Origin of the sequence: Idiomarina aquatica (assembly GCF_004362895.1) — a bacterium.
GTDB lineage: Bacteria > Pseudomonadota > Gammaproteobacteria > Enterobacterales > Alteromonadaceae > Idiomarina.
The window spans coordinates 212655-229835 of the sequence record NZ_SNXI01000001.1 but is presented as its reverse complement, the minus strand read 5'-3'; the positions used below and the strand labels follow the sequence as shown (position 1 = coordinate 229835).

General features: G+C 48.6%; 10 protein-coding genes and 1 tRNA gene. 1 reads left to right on the top strand and 10 read right to left on the bottom strand.

Annotated elements, in window-relative coordinates:
* Position 1: 1 nt before the first annotated feature.
* The 3 genes from uup to rlmKL are packed head-to-tail and all read right to left on the bottom strand — an operon-like array spanning position 2 to position 4307.
* Positions 2-1945, bottom strand: a complete 1944-nt coding sequence (gene uup / locus DEU29_RS01170) for an ATP-binding cassette ATPase Uup (protein ID WP_133538368.1) — start codon at positions 1943-1945, stop codon at positions 2-4.
* On the bottom strand, positions 1942-2172 hold the full coding sequence (locus DEU29_RS01165) for a glutaredoxin family protein (protein WP_133538366.1): 231 nt from the start codon (positions 2170-2172) through the stop codon (positions 1942-1944). Before DEU29_RS01165 ends, uup begins: the two co-directional genes overlap by 4 nt.
* An 11-nt stretch (positions 2173-2183) precedes the next feature.
* Positions 2184-4307, bottom strand: a complete 2124-nt coding sequence (gene rlmKL, locus DEU29_RS01160; protein WP_133538364.1) for a bifunctional 23S rRNA (guanine(2069)-N(7))-methyltransferase RlmK/23S rRNA (guanine(2445)-N(2))-methyltransferase RlmL — start codon at positions 4305-4307, stop codon at positions 2184-2186.
* A gap of 188 nt (positions 4308-4495) precedes the next feature.
* Here rlmKL and DEU29_RS01155 point away from each other — a divergent pair.
* Positions 4496-4572: transfer RNA gene (locus DEU29_RS01155), tRNA-Met, on the top strand.
* A 50-nt stretch (positions 4573-4622) separates the two neighbouring features.
* On the opposite strand, the gene DEU29_RS01150 is transcribed toward DEU29_RS01155, so the two are convergent.
* The 7 genes from DEU29_RS01150 to DEU29_RS01120 form a co-directional block, all read right to left on the bottom strand.
* Positions 4623-5180: a cell division protein ZapC domain-containing protein gene (locus DEU29_RS01150; RefSeq protein ID WP_243734400.1), complete on the bottom strand. Its 558-nt coding sequence runs from the start codon at positions 5178-5180 to the stop codon at positions 4623-4625.
* 90 nt (positions 5181-5270) lie between these two features.
* Entirely contained in the window at positions 5271-6287 is a 1017-nt protein-coding gene (pyrD, locus tag DEU29_RS01145) for a quinone-dependent dihydroorotate dehydrogenase (protein WP_133538363.1), read from the bottom strand.
* A 19-nt stretch (positions 6288-6306) separates the two neighbouring features.
* On the bottom strand, positions 6307-11151 hold the full coding sequence (locus DEU29_RS01140) for an NAD-glutamate dehydrogenase (protein ID WP_133538361.1): 4845 nt from the start codon (positions 11149-11151) through the stop codon (positions 6307-6309).
* A 220-nt stretch (positions 11152-11371) separates the two neighbouring features.
* Positions 11372-11599: a DUF2835 family protein gene (locus DEU29_RS01135; RefSeq protein ID WP_133538360.1), complete on the bottom strand. Its 228-nt coding sequence runs from the start codon at positions 11597-11599 to the stop codon at positions 11372-11374.
* A 47-nt stretch (positions 11600-11646) separates the two neighbouring features.
* The gene (pepN, locus tag DEU29_RS01130; RefSeq protein WP_133538358.1) at positions 11647-14256 is read right to left on the bottom strand and encodes an aminopeptidase N; all 2610 of its coding nucleotides are present in this window, start codon (positions 14254-14256) and stop codon (positions 11647-11649) included.
* A 26-nt stretch (positions 14257-14282) separates the two neighbouring features.
* The gene (gene nhaC / locus DEU29_RS01125) at positions 14283-15749 is read right to left on the bottom strand and encodes a Na+/H+ antiporter NhaC (RefSeq protein ID WP_133538356.1); all 1467 of its coding nucleotides are present in this window, start codon (positions 15747-15749) and stop codon (positions 14283-14285) included.
* Between the two features lie 12 nt (positions 15750-15761).
* Positions 15762-17144 carry a sodium-dependent transporter gene (locus DEU29_RS01120; protein ID WP_133538354.1) on the bottom strand — a complete coding sequence of 461 codons (1383 nt, stop codon included), beginning with the start codon at positions 17142-17144 and terminating at the stop codon, positions 15762-15764.
* Between the last annotated feature and the right edge of the window lie 37 nt (positions 17145-17181).

The window sequence follows — 17181 nt, the reverse complement described above, 5'->3', positions numbered from 1 at the left end:
ACTAACTACTCTGTTTTGATAAATTTTCGAGTTCTTCCCAGCGTTCCAGCAGCATCATCAACGCTTCATCTAATTCTGCTGCCTGTTGCATCACTGGTTCTGTCACCTCTAAAGGCTGACTAAAAAACTCCGGCTCATTAAGTTGTTGCTGAATCTGTTCCAGCTGGTGTTCTTTTTCTTCTATCGCTGCGGGTAACCCGTCAAGCTCACGCTGTAACTTGTAGGATAACTTTTTCTGACGTTGTGCAGAACCCTTATCCGACAAACTTGTGCTATGTGACCGTTGCGTCTCAGTTTTGGTTCCCTGAGTGCTTGATTTATCCTGACTCGGCGCTGTTGCCGACTTCATGGATAAATAGTGTTCGAGTTCGCTAAAGCCACCGATAATTTCAGTGATAACGCCGTCACCTTCAAAGTACAACACCGCGGTCGCCGTATTATCGACAAACTCCCGATCGTGGCTTACCAGCAACACAGTCCCTTGGTACTCAGCTATTATTTGCTCAAGCAGTTCCAGCGTTTCGATATCAAGATCATTGGTCGGCTCATCCAGTACCAGTAGATTACTGGGCTTTAACAGTATTTTGGCCAGCAATGCACGGTTCCGCTCGCCGCCCGACAAAGCCAACACTGGCGTACGCGCTTGTTTAGGCGAAAACAAAAAGTCTTGTAAGTAACTCAGAATGTGGCGTGGACGCCCCTGGAAAACAATGTCTTGTTTGCCGTCACCGACGTTGTCCATCACACTTTTTTGCGGATCAAGTTGCGAACGGTGTTGATCAAAATACGCCACTTCCAGGTTCGTGCCGAGCTTGACCTTGCCGCCGTCAACGTCCTGCTCACCCAGAATCACTTTAATCAGGGTACTTTTTCCGCACCCATTCGGGCCCACAAAAGCAACCTTGTCTCCGCGCTGCAATAACAGATCAAGATCGCGAATGATCGGTTTATCGTCAAATTGCAGCTGTAACTGTTCGCCCTCAAACACGCGCTTGCCTGAGCGGCTCGCCTCGTTAACCCGTAAGTTGGCTTTACCCTGCAGTTCACGCCGTTGCTGACGCTGTTTACGTAAATCCTGTAGCGCCCTCACCCGACCTTCGTTGCGGGTACGCCGAGCCTTAATGCCCTGGCGGATCCAGACTTCTTCGGCCGCCAATTTCTTATCAAATTCGGCATTTTGTGCGGTTTCTACTTCCAGGAGTTCCTGCTTTTTAGCCAGGTAGCGGTCATAATCACCGGGGTAACTAGTTAACTGCCCGCGGTCTAGGTCCACTATTCGCGTGGCCAGGTGGCGAATAAAAGCACGGTCATGACTAATAAACAGCACTGCCCCTTTGAATTCTTTAATTTGTTCTTCTAACCAACGTACCATGCTGATGTCCAGGTGGTTGGTCGGCTCGTCCAGCAGCAATACATCGGGATCAACCACCAATGCACGCGCGAGAGCCACACGCCGTAACCAGCCCCCCGATAGCTCTGCCATCGACGTATCCGCCGGCAGATTTAAACGGGTAAGTACCTGTTCAATGCGGGTTTCCATTTGCCAGCCATTAAGTGCGTCAATTTTCGCTTGTAACGAATCCATTTCGGTCAACAGTCCGCTACTGGCATCGCCTGCTGCCATCTTCTCGGACAATAAATGGTAGCGTGTCAGTAACTCACCGCTTTCTGCCAACGCCTCTGCGACGTAATCGTAAACCCGTTGCGGTGATTGTGCCGGGGGATCCTGAGGTAGCCGCGTGACCACCGTATCACCAACGTATTGTACCTGACCGTCGTCAAGCACTACTTGTTGATCAATAACTTTTAGCAGCGTTGACTTGCCGGCACCGTTACGGCCGACCAGACAAACCCGTTCACCCGGCTCCAGCACAAAGTTTACGTGGTCTAAAATTGCATCGGCACCGAAGGCCAGTTGTGCATCCTGAACTCTCAATAAATTCATGCCGTGACAAACTCCAGCAACTGCGACTGGTCAAAGGGCCAGCGCAGTTCGTTATCGTGTGAATCTTTTAGTACCGGTACCAGCCACCCGTACTCTTCTTGTAAAGCAGCATCGGCAGCAATATCGACGACGTTCAGATCGATCGGCTCATCAAGGTCAAGCGCATAAAGCAACTGCAACGCCTGGGTACATAAAGGACAGTTCGATTTGGTCAATAAGTAATACATGATAAATTCGACTAAATACGAGAAATAATAAAGTAATGATGTATACCTTTATGGCGTTTAAAGTCTTCCGGGATCGATGCCTGGGTCTGGTCATTAACGCTAAATCCGGCTTTATCGAGGCCATCTACGTCGATTTCAAACTTGCGGCGATTATTAGAAAACAAAATAACCCCGTCATCAGTCAGCAAACGAGCCGCAGTTTTTATTAACCCGACATGGTCACGCTGAATATCCAGCGTGCCGTCCATGCGTTTGGAGTTACTAAAGGTCGGCGGATCAAGGAAGATAACATCGAATGGCGCGCTGTCGCGATTTTCTCTTAACCAGTTAAAGCAATCGGCCTGAATGAATTCGTATTGCGGCCCATGTAAGTCGTTTAGCGCAAAATTTCGTTTACCCCACTGCAGGTACGTCTTTGACATATCAACCGAAACGACTCGATTAGCACCACCGAGAGCCGCCTGAACGGAGGCCGAACAGGTATAAGCAAATAAATTCAGAACATCAAGCCCGTCACACTTATCAAATAGCTCTTTGCGAACTAGCCGGTGATCAAGAAACAAACCGGTATCCAGGTAATCAGTTAAGTTTACCTCAAACAACCCACGGTACTCTCGCACGTTAAGGCATACGCTTTCAGCCCGCTGTTGCCGCTTCTGATACTGTTGCGTGCCTGACTGGCGCTGGCGTACTTTTAATATGATGTTCTCTTCGGCAAATGGTAAAACATCACTAATGGTCTCGAGCAAGTGCCAAAGGCGATCGCGGGCAACACCTTCCGGGATCGTTTTCGGCGGTGCGTATTCCTGCACGACTAAATAGTCTGCATAAACATCAATAGCCGCGTTGTAGTCGGGTAAATCGGCATCGTACAGGCGCCATGCTTCCAGACCTTCTTTGGCCGCCCATTTAGACAGCTTTTGATGGTTCTTTTTTAAACGGTTAGCAATGTCATCGCCTTTACTTTCTGTAAATACGGGCTGTTCTTTAGTTAAGTCATAGCACGCCAACGTCACGTCTAGCGCACCATTAAGAAACTTATATTTTTTGTCACTGCGCAATTTCAGGCGTTTTAACAAACTTTCATCGCCGGCCAGAATGCCGAGCTTCCAGCCCTGAAATTGGGCGCTTAACTGGCGTCCGAAGCGACGGTACAACAGCAAAGTCTCGACTTCTTCACCCAGTCGCTCGCCATAAGGCGGGTTGGTTACTAATAGCCCGTCAGATGCAGGCGCCTGTGTTTGCAGCGCATCGGCAACATCAAAACTGACAATGTCTTTAAGTAACGCGCGTTTTGCGTTGCTGCGTGCAGCATCAATTAAGTGCGGATTAGTATCTGACCCGGTAATAGAACCGTTGAATTGCGCCCGCCCTTTCTTAAAGCGGGCTTCAGCCTGCTCCAACAGCTCGTGCCAGACGCCAGGTTGGTGACCTTGCCAGGACAAAAATCCCCAATTAGCTCGACCCAGCCCAGGTGCACAGTCGGTTGCCATTAATGCAGCCTCAATAACCAGTGTGCCGGAGCCACAGAAAGGGTCGAAAAAGTTAAAACACGGCTGACTTAACGCATCACTGATTCCTGCCCGCTGTAATACAGCTGCCGCAAGGTTTTCGCGCAAAGGCGCTTCGCCTTGTTGTTGCCGGTAACCGCGCCGATGCAAACTTTCGCCGGAAAAATCCAGTGACCAAACCAGCTGCCCTTTTGCCAGGCGCGCAGCGATGCGAATGTCCGGATCTTGTTTATCGACATTGGGGCGGGCAAAACCCCGCGCGGTAAAGTAATCAACAATGCCATCTTTAATGATTTGCGCACCAAATTGACTATGCCGGATCTCATCACTACGACCGTTAAAATCGACGATAAGTGTGTTATCCGCACGCATCACCTGCTGCCAGTCAAATTGGGTAATAACCGCCTGTATGTCGGCAGCGGTAGTAACATCCGCCCTACCCAACTGCAGCAGAACCCGGCTGGCCAGACGTGACCATAACGCGACAGTGTAGGCTTGTTGCAATGACGCGGTAATCTGACAACCGGCCATGGTTTGCTTTACATCGTCAATGCCCAGCTGTTTAAGCTCTTCAAACAATAACGGCTCGATACCTTTAGCACAGGCAATGAAGTAGGTTTGCATCAAAATGGAAGTTTCTCTTAGCTGACGTTAAAACTGCGATGATTATACAGAATGCGAGGCAAGGTGTCTGTAGCTAAGCCAACTGAATGATTTAACAGCAATTTGATGACTTATTAGCCGAACAAATAAAAATACCAAAATAACGCTTGCGTTGGCGTCACATAATCACTACTATGCATCGCATCGGACGCGGGGTGGAGCAGTCTGGTAGCTCGTCGGGCTCATAACCCGAAGGTCGTAGGTTCAAATCCTGCCCCCGCAACCAATTCTTTCCTGATTACTCAATGCTTTTCATCGAATATCTCAAATAATCTTTTAGGCTAATTTCATCGACCAAGCAGTTTGTGCTGTCTTAGCTAAATCGATCGTTGCCGGTAATAAGCGATTGTTCAATACCTTCATCACCTGATATTGACGTAAAGTCTTGATCGCTGAAACCTGCATAGACGGGCTTAGTAACATGCAGCTTGCAAATTCGTCATCGATATCGAGAATTAAGAAAATCCCCTGATCAAAGCCTGAATTAAGCTCACACAGTGTGCGTTCCGCCGGCCATTGTTCTAAATCAGATTTTTGAAAGTGCCAGCTTTGTGGCATTTGAGGGCAACCAAAACGAATAAAGGCAACCGCACACAAGGCGGCCGAGTGGGCATCAACCGGCAAGGTATCATAGCCATAATGTTGCAAGGCTTCTAACCAGGTCTGGTAAGCATTGGCATCATCAATATCGAATGGCTGCTCCGCAAACGAAATATTAACCAGTTGCTGCGGCTTGTAGGGAAGACAATAAATACCAGCATCGCCGTCACCCGTATCGATAGCGAGTTGCTGCTGCTCATTATAGAGCCAGCGCCATTGCATTGCGTCTTGCAAAATCAATCCTTTATGGTTTTGTTTTTTAGAATTGCGCAAATAAAATACTAAAACCTGCCCTCGCTTACAAGGGCAAAGTTTTATTATTCGTTATAACGCCTGAACAATGTTCTTAACAAACTTTGGACCTTGATAGATAAAGCCCGTGTAAACCTGCACCAAACTTGCGCCTGCGGATAGCTTTTCCTGAGCGCTCTCGGCTGAGTCGATACCGCCAACGCCTATAATTGGAATGTGCTGGTCTAAATGTTGACGCAGCGTTTTAATCACCTTTGTACTTGGCAATCGCACCGGATGACCACTTAGACCCCCTGCTTCGCCCGCCAGCGTTTGATCTTGCAAACCGTCGCGCGATAACGTGGTGTTGGTAGCAATCACACCATCGATCCCGGTGCGGTTAAACGCCGCAGCCATGGTGCTGATCTCTGATGCTGATAAATCGGGTGCAATTTTAACCACTAATGGCACGTACTGACCGTGCTGTTCAGTTAGCTCCGCCTGGCGTTGCTTTAAGCCACTAAGCAAGTTGTCCAGAGCATCACCATGCTGAAAGTTACGCAACCCCGGTGTGTTGGGTGACGAGATGTTAATCGTCACGTAATCTGCCCACGGGTAGACTTTATCCAGGCACTGGCAGTAATCGTCCAGCGCATCAGCTTCCTCAGTGGTTTTGTTTTTACCGATATTAATGCCCAGTACACCACCAAACCCCTTACTGCGGGTAGCTTTTACCTGCTCGACCAAGGCCTCAACGCCGTCGTTATTAAAACCCATGCGGTTAATAATCGCCTGATCCCGGGTTAATCGAAATAATCGCGGCTTTGCATTGCCTGGCTGCGGCTTTGGGGTAACAGTGCCAACTTCGATAAAACCAAAGCCCATTTGTGAAAATGCATGAATACAACGGGCATTCTTATCTAAACCGGCAGCCAACCCAACCGGGTTGTCAAAGGTTATACCCATCACAGTGACAGGCCTGGAAGGCACCCGCTGACGCCAAAACAGCGCCAACGGCGTACGCGAAAAGCGTTGCAGCATACCCAGCGCTAGATCGTGCGAGCGCTCGGCATCCTGTTTAAACAGCCAGCTTTTGACTAATGAATACACTGTTATCAGTTCCTATTCATTAACCAACAATCTTAGGCGCACAGTTGTGGCTAAGCAGCATGAGCTCTCGTAAAGCGACTGAGAATTTCGCAAACTCGTGGCTCTTAGTCGTACGGAAGTCAGACAACATGCTCTGCCAACGCTGCAGTAACACCTCGTTTTGTTCCATCCACTCCTGCAAGCGTGCTTCTGGCTTACTGCTATCCTCGGTTGACTTCAGCACCACTAGCGTCAACGACCGCTGCTGCCAGTCCAGCTCCTCACGGAACGCCGCGCGAGCCAAGGCCTGCCAGTGGTTAGCGACCGGCTGTCCGTTAATCTGATTCAGGAACCAGTGCAGGTTAAGCTTAGCGCCAAGGAAGAAGTACAAACGCCCAACGGTATTAAAGTCCTGCTGGGTATTATGAGCAATTTCAGCAACATCCATTGCCGAGAATACGGTACTCAAACACGCAATGCGTTTAGCCAGCGATTCCGGATAACCCAACTGCTCGTATTTAGTCGCATTATCACGAAGCACGGTTGCCTCGTCTTCGGTCATGTAATCCAGACAGTTGTCACGGAGATCATCAAAAGCCGGCATATAAAAGTCCAGGTGCTCCTGGATTCCGTTCAACGACGGGTTACGATGGCGCAGGAACCAACGTGTTGCGCGACGTACCATGCGACGCAGCTGGAATAAAATTTCGTTCTGTGACTCGGCCGGCACCTTGTTATTAAGCGCTTCAATCTCTTCATTCAGCTCTTCTACACGGAAGCACTCACGCGCAATAACATAGGCCGTTGCAATTTCGGCTTCAGTCGCACCAGTCGCTTCCCGCTTACGTAAGACGAAGTTCGGCCCCATGTCGTTGACAATATTATTCGCCAATTTAGTGGCAATAATTTGTCCCTTCAGCGGGTGCGACTCCATAGCCTCTGCAAAGCGTTTACGCAACGGTTTCGGGAACGAGTCAAACAGTTCGCGGGCATGGTAAGGGTCTTCGGTAATTTCATCAGAAATCAGCTGTTCCTTTAATACCATTTTGCCGTACGCCGAAATAACCGACAGTTCCGGACGTGTCAGCCCTTTATTGGCGGCCTGACGCTCGGCTAACTCGTCATCACTGGGCAAAAACTCCAGCGCGCGGTTAAGCGAGCCTTCACGCTCAAGCTCATGAATAAAGCGTTGTAACTCTTTAATTTGATCGGCACCGCGCAGCGCAGTAACCGAGATAGACTGCGTTTGACGGTTACAGTCATCAAGAACGATTTCTGCCACCTCGTCAGTCATGTCATACAATAACTGATCACGCTGCTTCTTAGTCAGATCACCGCTGTTAACCAGCCCGTTTAACAGGATCTTGATATTGACTTCGTTATCTGAACAGTCAACGCCACCCACGTTATCAACAAAGTCGGTATTAATACGCCCGCCTTTTTGGGCAAACTCGATACGTCCCAATTGGGTAAAGCCGAGGTTTCCGCCTTCGCCGACAATCTTAGCGTTTAATTCGCTGCCGTTAACACGCAAGGCGTCGTTAGCACGATCACCAACATCAGAATCGGTTTCCTGCTTGCCTTTAACGTAAGTACCGATACCACCGTTCCAGATCAGATCGACCTTCATGGTTAAGCAGGCTTTGATCAATTCGTTAGGTGTCATTGATTTTTTCTGTGAACCTAACATCTGCTTCATTTCCGGCGTCAGTTCAATCGCCTTAGCGCTGCGCTTGAATACACCACCGCCTTTAGAAATTAATTCAGCATTGTAGTCTTCCCAGCTCGAACGCGGCAGTTTAAACAAGCGATCGCGTTCTTCCCACGAACTGGCAGCATCCGGGTTCGGGTCGATAAAGATATGCATGTGGTTAAACGCTGCCTGCAAGCGAGTGTGCTTAGACAACAACATACCATTACCAAACACGTCCCCGCCCATGTCGCCAACCGCCACACAGGTGAAATCGGTTGTTTGGCAATCTATGCCCATCTCACGGAAGTGGCGTTTAACTGACTCCCACGCGCCGCGGGCAGTAATACCCATTTTTTTATGGTCATAACCGACCGAGCCACCGGACGCAAACGCATCTCCAAGCCAGAACTTATATTCTGCTGAGATGCCGTTAGCAATATCGGAGAAGGTTGCAGTACCCTTATCCGCTGCGACCACCAGGTACGGGTCATCTTCATCATGGCGAACCACGTTTTCAGGCGGGATAATCTCGCCTTCAATGATATTGTCGGTGATGTCCAGTAACGCCCGAATAAAGGTTTTATAACAAGCCTGGCCTTCGGCCATCATGCCTTCACGGTCATCCGGTAAGGCTTTACAAATAAACCCGCCTTTTGCACCCACCGGCACAATAACGGTATTTTTAACTTGTTGTGCTTTAACCAAGCCCAGAACTTCGGTACGGAAATCTTCGCGACGATCTGACCAACGCAGACCACCCCGGGCAACTTTCCCACCCCGCAGATGGATACCCTCTACCCGTGGCGAATACACAAAGATTTCGAATTTTGGCAGTGGTAACGGCATTTCCGGTACCAGTTCAGGCAGGAATTTAACTGAAATATAAGGTTTATCGTTACCCTGCTCGTCTTGCTGGAAGAAGTTGGTGCGCAGCGCGGCATCAATCAACTCGACATAACGACGGATGATGCGGTCGTCATCCAGGTTGGCGACGTTATCCAACTCGGTGTTGATACGCGTATGTAGAGCATCCAGCTTCTTGTCGCTGTCCTTGGTGCCGGGTTCGAAGCGAGTGAAGAACATTTTTACCACAAGCTTCGCCAGCAGCGGATATTTGCTGAACGTGCTTTCGATATAGTTTTGGCTAAAGGTGGTGCCAATTTGACGCATATATTTAGCAAACATGCGTAAAATGGTTACCTGCCGTCCGGTCATTCCGGCGCCCAGTACCAAACGGTTAAAGCCGTCGTCCTCAAGTTCGCCATTCCACACCTTGGCAAAGGCTGCCTGAAATAGCTCACGCGTTTCGTCCAGCACCAATGGGCCGCCTGTATGGATCATCTGAAAGTCCAGCACCCAGTAAACCACGCCATCAGCAGTCTTTATGGGGTAAGGGCTTTCACCAATCACCCGTAAACCGAAATTTTCAAGCATGGGTAGCACATCGGACAGATGAATCGGCTCGTCTTTGTGGAATAACTTAAGCCGCAGATGAACGCTGTCATCTTTCTCTTCCTGCGCCCGATACAACACCATGCCCAGCTTGTGGTCATCGTCGAGTGACTCTAACTGTTTTAAGTCAGAAATAGCCACCGATGGTAAAACTTCTTCTTTATAGGAGCGCGGGAACGCAGAACCGTAACGTTTTAAAAGCTGTGTTGCTTTCGCTTCGCCAAAAGTTGAATAAACGATACGCTCAAAGTTATCTTCCCATGTGCGGGCGGCTTCAATTAAATTCTGTTCTAGTTCTTTCACGTTCACGTCCTGTTGTTCATCGCGCAAGCGAACGGTGTAATGTGTGCGGGCCAACGAGCTTTCCGAAAAATACGTGGTAAAGTCGACATCGTAATCTGTCTGTAACGTACGTTGCAGAATCTGTTGTGTGCGTTGGCGAAGAATGGTGTTGTAACGCTCTTTTGGTACATACACCATAATTGACATAAAACGACCGAAAATATCACGGCGGACGAAGGCACGGGTCATATCGCGTTCCTGCATTTGCAGAACACCTAAACCGACGTCTAGCAAATCTTCTTCGTCTGCTTGCACAATTTCATCGCGCGGGTACGTTTCCAGAATATTTAACAAGGCTTTAGCTGCATGCGACTGATGCGCAAAGCCCGACAATTCGAGCACGCGTTGAATCTTCTCGCTAACCAGCGGAATATCACGGGCACTATCGTTGTAGAAGTGCGCAGAATACAAACCGATAAAGCGTTCTTCGCCGATAACCTCGCCCTGCTCGTTAAAACGCTTTATACCGATATAATCAAAATAGGCCGGACGGTGAACGCGTGATTTATTGTTGGTTTTGGTCAGCAATAATATGCGGTCGTCGTGACTGATTTCACGACCGTCTTCCGGCAATGTCGAAATTAAGCGACCTTTATCGCTAACGGAGTTACGCATCAATCCCAACGAGCTATCTTTGACTTGTTTCAGCTCGTAATCGCCTTTAACTGGCTTAAGGTCATAGGATCGACAGCCAATTAACGTGAAATTATCGTCGGTCAGCCAGCTTAAGAAACGTTCAATTTCCTCCTTATAAGCCTTAGTGCCGGGATAGCTATCGGCACTTACCTGCCCGGCAGCCGTTTTTAACCGTTCGCGCATCGGCTGCCAGTCGCTAACCGCGAGGCTGATCTCTTCCATCACCGAGATTAATTCTTTGCGAATGGCTTTAATGTCGTCTTTGCTGGTTTGACGGTCAATCTCAATCAGGAACACCGTATCGACGTGATTATCACCGCGCGTGCCCGGCTTTAACATCGACGATATTTGATTGTCGTTATCGCGTTCGTGACTAATCGGCATATGTAACAACAAATGCGTAGTAATGCCCAGTCGCTGCAGCGCCATACGCACCGAGTCCACCATAAACGGCATATCGCTTTGGATAATCTCGATAATGGTATGTGGTGATTCCCAGCCGTCGTTTGGCACATCCGGGTTATAGACTTTTATTAACGCCTTATCGCCGGGTTTATATTCATTAAAACTGTGCCATAAACCGAGTACAGCACCATACATATCGCTGTCGTTGCGGTGACTGAGGTCGTCAGAGGCAATGTTGCGATACAGACGTTTAGCAAACTCCTGTACCAATTGAGATTGAGAAGAAGGGACTTTGTTCTTGATTAAATCAACAACTTTCTCCAGTAAAACTGGAGTTTGACCATCGACCAACGACATAATTGCAGTGTCCTTGAGCTTTATTAGTGAAACGTCGTAGGTAAGCCGAACAGCGACCCACGGCCCGATAATCTATGATGGATGTTATTGTCGGACATTTAGCCTAGGCTTTCAACGCTATTTGACGTAATACTTCACTCTTTAGACCAGCCAATTTTAAAGGATATGAGCTTTATTGACATAATTAACCCATAAACTCATAACGGCGCTGAAAACTTGTTCAACGCAAACGTTCCAGCCCCTTGAATTTATTCTGGCTATCAACGGTAAGCCTGAACAACCCCCGAACGCCGGAAGAATCCACAAACGGCACCATGCGCCCTGCCGGAATAGCAACGCGCATGCCGTTTGTAGCGGTAACGACTAATTGTTGTGCGCCACCGCCGTAGTATATTTCGGTGAACTCCTGGTAAGTCATCGACACCGAAAACTCATAGCTTAGGGTCATTATTACGCCTCTTAGAACACCCTAATGGCCAGCATTGACTGTAATAGTTATGCAGCCAGACTATTTTCCACTTTTTCCTGCAAATCACTGGCTAAATTCGGTAACGCGCTTAATTCTTCCAGCTGTTGCTTCATTAACGCCTGCCTGTGCGCATCATAGCGTTTCCAGGACATAAACGCGCTAAGTAGGCGCGAGGCAACCTGTGGGTTGCTGTCATTCAGCGTTTGAATAACACCACCAATTAAGCGATAACCAGCGCCGTCGGCACGATGGAACTGTGCAAGGTTTTGAGTAAATGCAGCTAATAGTGAATACACCCGGTTAGGGTTATCCAAACTAAAATCAGCATGCTGCATCAATGTTTCTATGCGTGCGACAGTAGCATCATTATCTGCCAGAGCCTGGGTCTGGAACCATTTATCCATCACCAGTTTTTCGCCCTGCCATTGCTGATCAAAGCGGTTTAAAAGCTCTTCAGCGACGCTATGCTCAGTCCAGGTTACCGCTTGCAGAACAGCCAGCGTATCAGTCATGTTGTCTGCTTGCTCATAGACTGACTCGAACCATGCCGCGTCATCGTTAATTTCAGCTAAATAACTTAGCAAGGTATTGCGTAACTGGCGTTGCGAGATGTCATCGCCCTGCAGCTGATAGTCATGCGCTTTTAATGTTGCAGTTAACTGCTGATAACGCGCCATGACATCATCCTTCAGCGCCTGCGCTAACTGTTTCTTTAACTGTTTAAGATTATGACGCAGTTGCTCTACCGGAATTTCGTCATAGTTATCAGCCAGTGTGGCTGCACCCGGAGGCGTCAAAGCCAATGCGATCAGAGCAGGATCTGCATCACTAGTTAATAGTTGCCGACATGCCGAGATGGTTTGTTGGTCTAACTTAACCGTCGTTTGTTGCGCTATTGCCTGATGAATTAATTCGCCAAACAATTGTTGTGATGCATCCCAACGGCTCACCGGATCCGGCGCGTGTGCCATCAGTGTTCGTAAATCATTTGCGCTTATCTTACGCGATACCTTCACCGGCGCCGAAAAATTATCAAACAGTGACACCACGGGCTGTTCGCCGGCTTGCAGTTTTGCGCTAAAGTCGCCATTAATGACAAACTGTTGTTGCTCCTTTTGAAGGTGCAACAAGCCCTCATTCAAGGTGATGACCTGACCCGACGGGGTTACAGCAGAAATCTTAACCGGTATATGAAACGGCAACTTTTCACTTTGCCCGGGCGTGGCAGGCGTAGTCTGTCGCAACGCAATGTTGAGCTGTTGTTTATCCTGATCAAAGTCCACATCGGCCTCTACCTGCGGCGTTCCCGCCTGCGAGTACCAACGGCGGAACTGACTGAAGTCCTGCTCGTTCGCAGCTTCCATCGCAGCGACAAAATCTTCACAGGTAACCGCCTGACCGTCATGGCGCTCGACATACAATTGCATACCGCGCTGAAAGCCTGCTTCACCCAGCAATGTGTGTAGCATACGTATAACTTCCGCCCCCTTGTTATAAACGGTGACAGTATAGAAGTTATTCATCTCCAACACTTTGTCGGGGCGTATCGGGTGAGCCATCGGTCCGGCATCTTCAGTGAATTGATGCGAGCGGATAATTTTAACGTCCTGAATACGATTGACTGCACGAGAGCCTAAATCGGAACTAAACTCTTGATCGCGGAATACCGTCAGGCCTTCCTTTAAACTTAACTGAAACCAGTCGCGACAAGTAATACGGTTGCCGGTCCAGTTATGAAAGTATTCGTGGCCAATCACCGATTCAATATTTAGAAAGTCCTGGTCAGTTGCTGTAGCTGGATTGGCTAACACGTATTTAGCGTTAAATACGTTTAAGCCTTTGTTCTCCATCGCGCCCATGTTGAAAAAATCAACCGCCACAACCATGTAGATATCGAGGTCATAAACCAGGCCAAAACGCTCTTCGTCCCACTTCATCGCATTCTTTAGCGACGTCATGGCATGCTCTGAACGGTCAAGGTTACCCTTATCGACGAACAGCTCTAGCTTAACATCACGCCCTTCGCGGGTTGTAAAGCTGTCGCGTAATACGTCAAAGTCACCGGCGACGAGTGCAAACAGGTAACTTGGTTTAGGGTAAGGGTCCTGCCACACCGCAACATGCTTGTCACCGCACTGCTCGGTTTTTATCAGGTTGCCATTTGATAATAAATAAGGGTACTGCGATTTATCGCCAATAATAGTGGTGGTAAAACGCGCCAACACATCGGGACGATCAAGATAGAAGGTTATGCGCCGAAATCCTTCTGCCTCGCATTGCGTACAGTAAGTATTTTCCGCCAAATAGAGTCCTTCGAGGGCTTTATTCTGACTCGGGTTAATATCGTTAATAATGGTCAGTGTGAAACGGTCTTTATCGGTTGAAACTACCAATTGCTGATCGTTCACCGAATAATCATCGCCGTTTAATGTTTTGTCATCCAAACTGACCTGTATCAACTGCAAGCCTTCGCCATCAAGCACCAACGGCCGTTGGTGGCTACCCTGACGTTCAACCACCATGGTGTTGGTCACACGCGTTTGGCTGGGGTCCAGCTCAAAGGTCAAATCGACCGAATGAATAGTAAAATCGGGCGCTTGATAATCCTTACGATATTTTGCCGTTTTTTGTGACATAACCTTCCAATATTAGTTAAAGATGACTAGGCGTTTTGCGTTTGCGTTTGCGTATGAGACTCTGGTTTAAGATACAAAATTGTCCAACCGGTGTAGGCAAATACAATCGCTATCAGCGGTGTTAAATAGTTAAAGAACGCATAGATGCCATACTCGAACGGACTGACCGCCAACACGCTAAACATATACGCACCACAGGTATTCCACGGAATTAATGCAGACGTTATGGTGCCGCTATCTTCTAACGTTCGGGACAGTACCCTTGGATCAAGGTTACGGCGCGCATACTCTTCTTTAAACATACGTCCGGGCAGCACAATAGCCATGTATTGATCAGCGGTTAACACGTTAGCGCCAAAACAGGTGAAGATGGTACCTGTAATTAGTGAGCCAACGCTTTTGGATGCTTTCAGCATGCCTTGAATGAAACGCTTAAGCAGTCCCAGTTTTTCCATAATAGCGCCAAAGGTCATGGCGCTTAAAATCAGCCACAGGGTATTGAGCATGCTGACCATGCCGCCGCCGCTTAATAACGAATCCAGGTTGGTGCTGCCGGTACTGACGGTGGTGCCGTCGGACATAGCCAGCCACACCACTTTGATACCCGCTAATAACCCTGTTTCTCCGGCCATTTGCTCAACCATATCGGGCTGAAAAATTAATGCCCATACGCCACCTAAAAGTGCACCAAAGAATACCGTTGGCAGCGCAGGCTTACGGGTTGCGGCTAAATACAGTAACACAGCTAAAGGCACGAGCATTTCCCAGCCAATGTTAAAGGTGCTGCCCAACTGTGATTGCATTTCTTGCAATCTTACCAGGCTGACATTGGTGTCGGCATTGAGTCCCAAAAACAGAAAAATAACTACAGAGATAACAAATGCCGGAATGGCGGTATAGCCCATGTAGCGGATGTGTGAGAACAAGTCGGTACCGGCTACCGCAGGAGCGAGGTTGGTGGTATCCGATAAGGGCGACATTTTGTCACCAAAATAAGCACCGGAAACAATGGCACCAGCTGCAATCGCTGGCTCAAGACCCATCCCTGATGCAACACCCATCAAGGCGACACCGATGGTGGCTGCTGTGGTCCAGGAACTACCGATAGACAGTGCTACCACGCCACAGATTATGCAGCTAGCCGCATAAAATAGACTGGGGTTAAGAAGTTCCAGGCCATAATAAATGAGGGTTGGTACCGTACCCGATAGCAACCAGGTACCAATTAATGAACCAACCGCCAGAATAATTAGCATGGCGCCAAGCGCGACAGAAATCCCGTCAGTGATTCCTTCTTCGATTTGGGCCCAGCTAAAGCCATTCTTAAAGCCAATGATCAGCGCAATACCGGAGGCGACCCATAGCGCAATTTGGTTTGGTCCATAAGAGGAGTCCTCACCAAAAAAGTACACCGATGAAGCCAGCATAATAATAAGCGCTAATAACGGAATGAGCGCTTGCAAAAGTGACGGTTGTTTAGTTGATTGCGTCATTAGATAAGTGACCTACAGTTGAATTACACCGATTAATTGCAAAAAGATGATGATGATAGCAATAGGCGCTACATATTTCAGGCACAGTAGCCATACATCATAGAGACCGCGAGTGCTGTCCAGCTCGTCTTCCGAGTATTGACGTTGCATAACCCAGCCTGCCAGTAACGCGAGTAATAAACCACCAAGCGGCAGCAGTAAACTGGACGTTAACGCATCTATAAGATCGAATATGCTGGCCAATGGCTTACCAAAGAATGACATATCCAGTTGCGTCCAGCTGGCGCCGGCAAATGAATGTACCGTTAATTGCCCTAATCCCCAAAGTACTGTGCCCGATATGATGGTGGCAGGCCAGCGGCCGACTTTAAATTTTTCCGAAACAAAGGCAACCGAGGACTCGATCATTGCGATAGCCGAGGTAAATGCCGCGATAACCAGCATCAAAAAGAATAGCGTGCCGACCAACGCACCACCGGTCATTTCGCTAAAGGCAATGGGTAAGGTGGTAAAAATAAGACCGGGTCCTTCGCTTGGCGTTAAGCCAAAGCCAAACACCAATGGGAATATTGCCAAGCCTGCCAATAACGCGACAAAGGTATCCAGCACCGCGATCCAGATACTGGTTTGCACAATCGACGTTTCTTTAGGTAAATAAGCGCCGTACATAATAACGACACCCGATGCCAGCCCCAGAGTGAAAAACGAATGGCCCAGTGCAATCATGACGCCGTTAACGGATAACTTGCTAAAGTCCGGGTCAAACATAAAGTGGAATGCCTGCCAAAAGTCACCAATGGCGCCGGAATAAACAGCAATACCGAGTAATAAAGCAATCATCGCCGGTAATAAAAACCTCACCGCACGCTCTAATCCTTTATTAACCCCCTTGCCCACCACTAATATGGTGGCCACGATAATCAACGTATGCCACGCGGTAAGCTCCAACGGCGACGACAGTAACTGACCAAAGGTATTGCCGATTTGTTCGGCGTCCGCGCCAGTAAACACACCTTGTGCCGCCTTTGCGACGTAAGCAGCGCCCCAGCCGGCGATGACTGCATAAAAGCTGAGTACCAGATAGCCGGTTAGCATCCCCAACCAGCCGGCCAGCTGCCAGGCAGATGATTTACCGGATTCTTGCGCTACTGATTTAGCCGCATACCCCGGCGAATGGCGGCCACGTCGACCAATAACCACCTCGGCCATCATAATCGGCAAACCAATAAAGGCGATACACAGCAGGTAAACCAGAACGAAAGCTCCGCCGCCGTTCTCACCCATCACGTACGGGAATTTCCAGATGTTGCCGAGGCCAACTGCGGCTGCGGCAGAGGCCAGCACAAAAGATAGTCTACTTGACCAACGGCTTGATATTGTATTTGTTGTTGTCATTGTTGCTTTAGGTCAATTTTTAATAACGGAATAGTTG